The organism is Candidatus Magnetobacterium casense (assembly GCF_019173545.1).
GTDB lineage: Bacteria > Nitrospirota > Thermodesulfovibrionia > Thermodesulfovibrionales > Magnetobacteriaceae > Magnetobacterium > Magnetobacterium cryptolimnobacter.
This window is the reverse complement of record NZ_JABXWD010000152.1, coordinates 1-8,009: the sequence shown is the minus strand read 5'-3', so window position 1 is coordinate 8,009 and position 8,009 is coordinate 1. Positions and strand designations below refer to the sequence as shown.

General features: G+C 47.9%; 9 protein-coding genes. All 9 read right to left on the bottom strand.

From position 1 onward, the window contains the following. Window positions 1-196: 196 nt before the first annotated feature. The 9 genes from HWQ67_RS09440 to HWQ67_RS09400 all read right to left on the bottom strand — a co-directional run bounded on the left by HWQ67_RS09440 (window position 197) and on the right by HWQ67_RS09400 (window position 7,870). Window positions 197-1,717 carry an FHA domain-containing serine/threonine-protein kinase gene (locus HWQ67_RS09440; protein WP_218252438.1) on the bottom strand — a complete coding sequence of 507 codons (1,521 nt, stop codon included), beginning with the start codon at window positions 1,715-1,717 and terminating at the stop codon, window positions 197-199. A 66-nt stretch (window positions 1,718-1,783) separates the two neighbouring features. After that, window positions 1,784-2,611: a flagellar motor protein MotB gene (locus HWQ67_RS09435; RefSeq protein ID WP_218252437.1), complete on the bottom strand. Its 828-nt coding sequence runs from the start codon at window positions 2,609-2,611 to the stop codon at window positions 1,784-1,786. Beyond that, complete coding sequence (motA, locus tag HWQ67_RS09430; protein WP_218252436.1) at window positions 2,608-3,456, bottom strand: flagellar motor stator protein MotA; 849 nt, start codon at window positions 3,454-3,456, stop codon at window positions 2,608-2,610. Before motA ends, HWQ67_RS09435 begins: the two co-directional genes overlap by 4 nt. Before the next feature lie 49 nt (window positions 3,457-3,505). Further along, entirely contained in the window at window positions 3,506-4,285 is a 780-nt protein-coding gene (locus HWQ67_RS09425) for a PilZ domain-containing protein (protein ID WP_218252435.1), read from the bottom strand. A gap of 124 nt (window positions 4,286-4,409) precedes the next feature. Further along, window positions 4,410-4,832, bottom strand: a complete 423-nt coding sequence (fliS, locus tag HWQ67_RS09420) for a flagellar export chaperone FliS (protein WP_218252434.1) — start codon at window positions 4,830-4,832, stop codon at window positions 4,410-4,412. Window positions 4,833-4,848: 16 nt separating this feature from the next. Further along, window positions 4,849-6,168, bottom strand: coding sequence for a flagellar filament capping protein FliD (gene fliD / locus HWQ67_RS09415; RefSeq protein WP_218252433.1), 1,320 nt, complete (start codon window positions 6,166-6,168; stop codon window positions 4,849-4,851). A 2-nt stretch (window positions 6,169-6,170) separates the two neighbouring features. Beyond that, window positions 6,171-6,605: a flagellar protein FlaG gene (locus HWQ67_RS09410; protein WP_218252432.1), complete on the bottom strand. Its 435-nt coding sequence runs from the start codon at window positions 6,603-6,605 to the stop codon at window positions 6,171-6,173. A 105-nt stretch (window positions 6,606-6,710) separates the two neighbouring features. Then, entirely contained in the window at window positions 6,711-7,733 is a 1,023-nt protein-coding gene (locus HWQ67_RS09405; protein WP_218252431.1) for a flagellin, read from the bottom strand. Further along, entirely contained in the window at window positions 7,721-7,870 is a 150-nt protein-coding gene (locus HWQ67_RS09400) for a hypothetical protein (RefSeq protein ID WP_218252430.1), read from the bottom strand. Before HWQ67_RS09400 ends, HWQ67_RS09405 begins: the two co-directional genes overlap by 13 nt. Window positions 7,871-8,009: the final 139 nt, after the last annotated feature.

Genomic DNA, 8,009 nt, shown 5'->3' with positions numbered 1-8,009 from the left:
ATGGGGTCAAGGGGACTGGTCCCCTTGCGGGGGGTTCTGAAGGGGGGCGGAGCCGCCCCTTTCTTTCTTGCCTTAAAGTATAGTTACCATGAAATATAAAGAGGATACGAATTGCCTCATCTACAATATAGACGAAACAACACCTGTGGTAGTACTCCATTGAAGCGTGGTCACATAACATAAGCACGGCAACGCATCAGAAGCTGTATTTTTTTGATACCTGCTTGAGGGCCTCGCGGAACTCATCGGCGGTTTGGTATCGTTTGTCGGCCTCTTTCATGACGGCCTTGTCCACGACCTCCGCCAGTTGTGGCAAGAGGTCTGCTTTGCGCTGCAGTATTGGGAAGGGCGAGTCTTCGAGGATAATCTCGACGGGATGTCGAGTTCTTTGTTTGGCAGCCCCCGGAGCGTGTTTTGGTGCATCCGCTTTGGGGACGTCGATGGTGTACTTGCCGGTGAGCAGGAAGTAGAGGCTGACTCCGATGGCATAGACGTCCGATGGGGGCTTGACGAACTTGTAGTTTGTTATCTGCTCGGGTGGCATAAACAACAACGAGCCGCCGAACTTTCCAGTCTGGGTGTAGTCATAGAGGGAGTTACCGGCATCCTCGTAGGACTTTGCCAGGCCATAGTCGCTTATTTTGGCGACAAATTCGGGGTCGTCGTAGGGACGACTTAAGAGGAAGTTTGAGGGTTTGAGGTCCCTGTGTATGAACCCCCGGCTGTGGAGTGAGCTTAACCCCTTGAGCAATTGAAGCGTGATCCTTACGGCAAGTGGCACAGGCAAAGGGCCACGGAAGACCTTCCTCATCAGCTGTGATATGTCGCCACCTGGCAGGAATTCCGTGACAAAAAAAGGTACATTTCCCACCAGACCTTTTCCGAGATTTCTGACGAGGTTGGGGTGTGCCACCATAGACTGCACCTCCATTTCACGTTCAAAGAGCTTGCGACTGTCCTCGTGTCTTACGGCATCGGCATGTATCTGCTTGATTGCACAGATGCGCCGTGTGTGATGATGCACGACCTTAAAGACAATCCCCATGGCGCCCTTGCCAAGCTCAGACAGGACGGTATAATCGCCCATCGTCTTATATGGGATGGGGGGTTTTTGCTGTTTTTGGGCGCACTCATCACAGAGGTACATCATATCGGGGAAGTCCGCAGCACAGCCATCGCTGTTGGCCGCCTCTGAGAGGTCGAGCTGACAACCGACGCAGTTGAAGTTGAGTTTGACCTTAGCCTGTTCTGCCTGGAGAGCTGCCAAACGTTTTAGCTCCTTTTGTTGTTTTTGACACTTATTGCAGGTGTAGACAATGGTTTTGGATTGTTCGGGGGTAACGGTACCAACTTCGTCGGTAACGTTTCTGCCGCAGACAGTGCATAAGACCACCGCTTGTTTTTCAGTTTCGTCCTCATCAATGTTGACCTGTATGAGCGTATTGCCTACCCTTATGAGGTCGCCATCAAACAGCTCCATTCTGTGGATGCGTTTGTCGTTTACCAAGGTTCCGTTTGTGCTGTTGAGGTCTGTGATGATGCAGATGGTTGAGCGGATTTCGAGTATAAAGTGTGTACGTGACAGGTAGCGGTCTGCCTCAGGTCCCAGCCTCAGGTGTGCCCTCTTTGATCTGCCTACGAGGAAGGTGTCGGGTTCGGTGAAGAATAACTTTCTTCCTGCACCTGGGCCTTCTAAAAGATTCAGCGTAACTTTCATTCACGGTATATCATGTGCGCTTATATCATTGTTGGCATACAGGCTTAGTTGTTACCGACATGGTGGTTATTGAGTTCTAAGTTGGGGTACTTCTTTTATTGGGTTTATTTTTTTAATATCGTCGCTCTTGGTTTCAGAGAAGACGAGGATGCTGATTCTCCTGTTTCTGGGGTCAGTGGGACTTGTTTTAATGAGGAGGTCTGTTGCAGCAAAGCCCGCTACTTTGGAGAGACGGTCGGGGTTGAGGCCGTTGAGTTCGAGTTCTTTTCGTGCCGTGGAAGCCCTGTCGGTGGATAGTTCCCAGTTGGTGTATTTGGTTGTGGCATAGTTAAGGGCGTCGGTGTGGCCTTCGATGGAGACCTTGGCATCCTGGATGTCCTTTATGTTTTCAGTGACGATTTTGATGATAGCCTTTGCGTCGGGGGTCAAATCGGCCTTTCCCAGGGCGAACATGGGTTTTCCTCCCTCTTTATCGATCAACTGTATACGGATGCCATTTTCCACGACATCAACCATCACCTGGTCTTTTACATCAGCCATCTTTTTTTCAACCTGCTCTTTTAACCTCTTCTTTAACTCATCTTTTATGGAGAAGAAGCTGCCAACTTGCCTGTCAGATGGCATAAGCTCACTCTTAGGTATTTGGGTATCAAGCACCTCGGCCCCCTTGCCGAGGAATGAGAATCCGATGCTGTCATATATAGAGAGTTGTGCGAAGTAGGATGCCAGTTTCAGGCGTTTTTCGGGGGAGACCATTGACAGCAGCCACATTAGGAGGAAGAAGGCCATCATAGCGGTGACGAAGTCTGCATAGGCCACTTTCCAGGAGCCGCCATGACCGCCGCCGTGGCCGGCCTTTTTGACCTTTTTGATAATAATGCTCTGGCCTTTCATTTTCTGATTGATTCCTCCAGTTCTGAGAATGTAGGTCTTTCGGAGTTGGGGATGGCTCTTCTGCCGGATTCTACGGCCATCTGCGGTGCCGCACCGCCGACAAAGGCAACCAGCGCCACGCGTATAACGTGGAAGTAGACCTCTTCTTCCTTGGCCTTGAGTTCGAGGTTGCTGGCTATGGGACCAACGAATCCATAGCACATGAGCACCCCCAGGAAGGTACCTACCAGTGCTGCCCCTATGCTATGCCCCAAGACGGCGGGGGGGCTGTCGATCTTTCCCATTGTCAGGACGACGCCCAGGACAGCCGCCACGATTCCGAATCCAGGCAGGGCATCGGCCACCTTTTGGATACTCATGGCAGGCAGCATTTCTTCGTGTGAGTTGGCCTCTATATCGATATTGAGGAGTTCATCCAGTTCGTGTGTGGGCATGCTGGTTGTGATTATAACTTTGAGGTTGTCGCAGATAAAGCCGAGGGCTGTTTTGTTTGCGAAGAGGCTTTTGTATTTTGTAAAGACCGCGCTTTTACTGGGGTCTTCAACGTCCTGTTCGATAGAGATCAGACCCTCTTTCCTGACTTTTGAAAAGATCAAAAACAGCAGGGAGAGGAGTTCCAGGTAGGCTTCTTTATGGGCAGTACCTTCGCTAAATATATGTTTTAATTTATCAAAGGTATGGAACATGACCTTCTTGGGTGTAGCTATAACAAATGCTCCAAAGGCCGATCCGCCGATTATGAAGAACTCTGCCGGGTTGATCAGCAATGCCAGATTTCCGTGTTCCATCAGGTATCCGCCGATAACCGCTATGAGGACTATTGCAATACCTACTGCTACTGTCATTTATCTTCCGTATTCATGTGTGTTAACACTCCAGTTTAAAGTTATTTTCCTATTGTATTCTGATCTCTCGTTGTCTTCTTAATATTTCTCTTTGTCGCTTTAGCGTGTACTGCAAAAGTTCGTCTCTTACATCTTCTTCCATGTCGATGAAGGTTATTGCGATTTCAGAGTTGGCTATAGTTTTAAGGTCTCTTACCCTGACCACTACGCCATAGACAATAACTCCTACAGGTGGTGAGGTTGGCAGGAGCATCTTGACTTCTACGCAGTCTCTCACGCTGTAACGTTCGTTGACATTGAGGCTCATTCCTGATGCACTTATATTGACCTGGACTTCTTCTGCGTTCATAAGGCCTTCTCTACCGAAGGTAAGCATATCGAGTATTACGCCTAGCTTTGCGTTTATATCGACGAGCATTTTCCACACTGCCGGGCTGACCGTATCGTCTGCGACATCTCCAACGTATTTCCTGAGTCTTGACATATCGACGCCGACTTCAGATATCACCTTTGCACGTTTTATGTGGGCATCGCCATCGACCTTTTTGACAATCACGGGCATCACATCTTCCACACGAAAGGAGTCACGTTCTTCAGCCCCAACACTTTTCATGTAGATTTTGTTGTCTTCTACGTTGACTATTTCTGCAAAGTAGCCTGACCCGCCAACCATAAAAAACACGTTTTGGCCCTTAAACACACTTACCGGTACCAACTCAAGCTGCCTCACTACAATGTCTTCATCTTTTACGGACAATACCTCCGCTTTATACTGTTCATACTTAGGTTGATACTTGCAGATTATATTATCACCTACCTTAAGTGGCATGACCGTATATCATCTACTCTATTCGTTTATGTAACCTTAGCATACATTGGGTATCAGTATGACACAACTCACCATTGTTTGTCAACACTTGATTACGCTGACCATACCACAGTGTTATCTTTTTTTAGTGTGCCTTAACTGCCATTTGTTGCCGTGCTATTTCTGATGCCGGCACTGTTGTTTTTATTTCGAACCATGCACTTCTGAGTGTTTTTAGCAGTTCCTGGATATGGTATATCTTATCGATAGATTCGGAGGCATTTACACGTGTGAGTTCCAGGAGTATGTACGTATAGAGGTCTTGTAGGTTTAGCGCCACTTCACCTCCATCTTCGACGTTAAGTGAAAAGAGCAGTTCCTCTATGATCATTCTGCTCCTGTTGAGGTACTGGATTTTCTGCACCTTGTCCTTTTTGTTGATTGCCACAACTGCCTTGCTGAGGAAGCTGATTGCTCCGTCATACAGCTTGATGATGAGATCAAGCGGAGACAGGCTGCTTATATCCATACTGATATAAGCAGTTTGTGCGTAGGCTGCGTTTGTCATATAAATTCCTCCTTATTTACTTAGTAGACGGCAACATATTTGCCATACTTGTACTCTGATTTTGTAGCGATGCTATTGTTGCTTCCATAGCTGCGAATTTCTTCTGATACAACTCCCTGGTTTTTGCTAACGAGGCAGTCAAATCGAGCACATCGTCTTCGATATACCTTATCTTTTTGCTAAGGGTGTTCGTTTTCTCAGGGATCAGGGACCTGACGACCTCCTGGAGTGAGCTATCGAATTCCGAGCTTAAGCTATCCATCATTGCATAGAATCCGGCTTGGTCATCTGCTGATGAGGAATCCAGCTTGGAAGATTCTATCTCCATTACACCATACTTGTCGTGACTGATACCAAACTGCGCAAGTGTCGCACCACCATAGCTTGTCGTTGTGACCATCTGCAACTGCAATTGGATGCTTTTGACTGTTCGATCCCCATCCAGAGACTCGCCCTTGGCTGACAGTTCCTTTAGCTTGGTCATTGCGGCGTTATAGGAGTCCACAAATGCCTTTACGTTTGTCGATTCCGACATCGCCGCGGTTCCAACCGAAAGAGAGACAGACGTACCAGGTGCAGCCTTTTTAAGGTCTATGGTCAACCCGCTTATGACGTCGGTTAATGTGTTTGAACTACTACTGATGCTCTGGCCGTCAATCTTGAAAATTGCATCCTGACCCGCTTGTGTAAGTGTCATGTTACCCACCAGTAACTCGGCGTCAAAGTTCAGTTCGCTCAGACTCGTACCGGTTGGTCCTCCGTCATTGCCGACTATAGTGACCCCACCTGAGGCGCCGCTGTCCTTTGAGGTGACTACCAGCTTGTAACCGGAATTGTCTTTTATGATAGAGGCGCTGGCACCAATACCGGCGCTATTTATCGCATCTTTTATACCTGACAGTGTATTGTTCGTATAGTTTATGTCTACATCAGCCGAAGATGAACCTACTCTGAGGGTAAGCGTCCCCGTCTTGAAAACCTCCGCATTACTGCTGTAGGCCTTAGAGCTGATCTTCTGGTCTTTTGCCAGTTGTGTTACCTCTATGCTATAATTACCAGCGGAGGCACCAACACCGGCTGTGGCCTTTAATATTGTCTCATCGGAGGACGTCACATCAAAAGACGCTATCTTGGATGATGCCAACCCCTTTACCGCCGTACGCAAAGCTGATACCGCTGATGATATCTCTCCATAAGAGCTTATTTCCGTCTGATAGTCTTCCTTTTTTTGGTTTAGCTTATCCAGCGGTTTCTGCTCGATAGCCATCAGCTTATCGATGATGCCGGCCGTATCGATACCTGAAAATGCTCCGGTCGTTGTCGTCACTGTAGCCATGTCTAAGCCTCCTTATGAAACAATTTATTATAGGTCTCTTCAAGACGACGCACAGACTTCTTGTAGTCATCCGGTGGTATCTGCTTTAACAGTTTGCCTTCGGCATCAACCACCTTGATAATCACTTTTTCGTCCTCGTCGATCTCAAAATACGCCTTACTCTGACTTGTATCAACAGCCTTTGTGTCATCAGTCTCTTTATTTGCAAATTTCTTTAAATCATCACCAGTTTCTTTTTCAACGTCAACGGTGTTACCACTGCCTTTGATGGCAACGTTGTCATTCTCATTCCATTTTACGCTCTGGCCGGCACCACCTCCAACCACGCTATTGTCCAACTGGCCGGAAATATCGCGCACCAACCCATCTCCTATACCGGAGACGTCAACCTTCATTGCCAAACCTACCGGCATTATGCTTGCTACTGCCTCAACCATATATCATCACCTCCATCTTTAATATATCTTCCCTGGAGATTTTTAACGAGAGAGAAGGAGAGGACAATGTCTCCCTCCCCACTCTCATAACTATCGTAACAGTTCTTACCTCAAAAGGGCAAGTATGTTCTGTTGTTGACTGTTGGCCTGTGCCAGGACAGAGATACCAGACTGCTGTAGTATCATTGCCTTTGTCATATTGGCCGTCTCTGCCGCAAAGTCGGCATCCATGATTCGGCTGCGTGAGGAGTACGTTGTCTCGATAACGTTTTCGACATTACGCACTATAGCCTCCATCTGGTTTGCCCTTGCACCCATCCTCGCCTTCTCCGACAGAACAAAGTTTATTGCGCCATCTACTATGGCTATCGCGTTAGACGCCCGGGACGAATAACCCGACGTTGCGGTAGAATCTGCAACATAGAGTGAAGCAGTACCGGTATAGGTGATCTGTGCACTTGCAGTGTAACTCCACGTCGGGGCTGCACCCGTGCTGCTTACCCATGAGGCATCACCAATGCCGTCAACAGCCGACGATGTGGCTGTGTGTATGTCCTTGAGATACGCCATGGCGCCATTCTTACCAGTGGCCGTAAATGTAGCGCCACCAATATTATCGGTGTTGAGCGAATTAAGCACGAGCTGTACCTGGCTGTCGCTGGCGGCATAACTTACGTGCAACTTTGTGGTGAACGCACCGGTAGATGTACCGGCCAAAAGCCTCTTGTCGTTAAACTTCGTCTGCTCGGTAATTCTGCCGATTTCCTCAATCAGAGCGTTAACCTCTTGCTGCATGTAGGAGACGTCAGTGATACCATACTGACCACTCATGGCCTGGACAGCAAGCTCTCTGACACGTTGCAGGTTATTGGTTATCTCATCCATTGCACCCTCTGCCGTCTGGGCTATGGACAGACCGTCGTTAGCGTTTCTCACTGATACCGTCAGACCACGCGTCTGGGTTGTCATCCTCGTTGCAATTGCCAATCCTGCCGCATCATCCTTGGCCGAGTTGATCCTGTAACCAGATGATAACCTCTGCATTGCCTCAGTTAAGAGCGGCTGCGTCTTCCTCAGATTCCTCTGAGCGTTTAGTGACATCACGTTTGTTTGAATTACAAATGCCATTTTTTACCTCCATGTAAATTTAATAGTAACATCTTAATATAGCTTCCCGCTATTGCCTTGGATTCAGTACCTACCCTTAGAAAAGGTCTTGCCCCTTTCTCTCTTACCCCTCCTTCCTTAATATTAGTCTTTTCCACTTTTCTCCTAATCTGCTGCATTCACTCTATTGGTTATATTTATCGGTCATCTTTTACAAAACTTTAACCGTCGTTATTATTCTTCCCCCCCCCCCGTACAATCCAACGGTCTACGCAACGACAACGTGTCAGAGGCGTC

What these genes read in the sequence shown, in the direction of transcription:
- motA (WP_218252436.1), bottom strand. Translation starts at nt 3,456, where the DNA reads ATGACAGTAGCAGTAGGTATTGCAATAGTCCTCATAGCGGTTATCGGC.
- HWQ67_RS09410 (WP_218252432.1), bottom strand. Translation starts at nt 6,605, where the DNA reads ATGGTTGAGGCAGTAGCAAGCATAATGCCGGTAGGTTTGGCAATGAAG.
- HWQ67_RS09425 (WP_218252435.1), bottom strand. Translation starts at nt 4,285, where the DNA reads ATGCCACTTAAGGTAGGTGATAATATAATCTGCAAGTATCAACCTAAG.
- HWQ67_RS09440 (WP_218252438.1), bottom strand. Translation starts at nt 1,717, where the DNA reads ATGAAAGTTACGCTGAATCTTTTAGAAGGCCCAGGTGCAGGAAGAAAG.
- HWQ67_RS09435 (WP_218252437.1), bottom strand. Translation starts at nt 2,611, where the DNA reads ATGAAAGGCCAGAGCATTATTATCAAAAAGGTCAAAAAGGCCGGCCAC.
- HWQ67_RS09405 (WP_218252431.1), bottom strand. Translation starts at nt 7,733, where the DNA reads ATGGCATTTGTAATTCAAACAAACGTGATGTCACTAAACGCTCAGAGG.
- fliD (WP_218252433.1), bottom strand. Translation starts at nt 6,168, where the DNA reads ATGGCTACAGTGACGACAACGACCGGAGCATTTTCAGGTATCGATACG.
- fliS (WP_218252434.1), bottom strand. Translation starts at nt 4,832, where the DNA reads ATGACAAACGCAGCCTACGCACAAACTGCTTATATCAGTATGGATATA.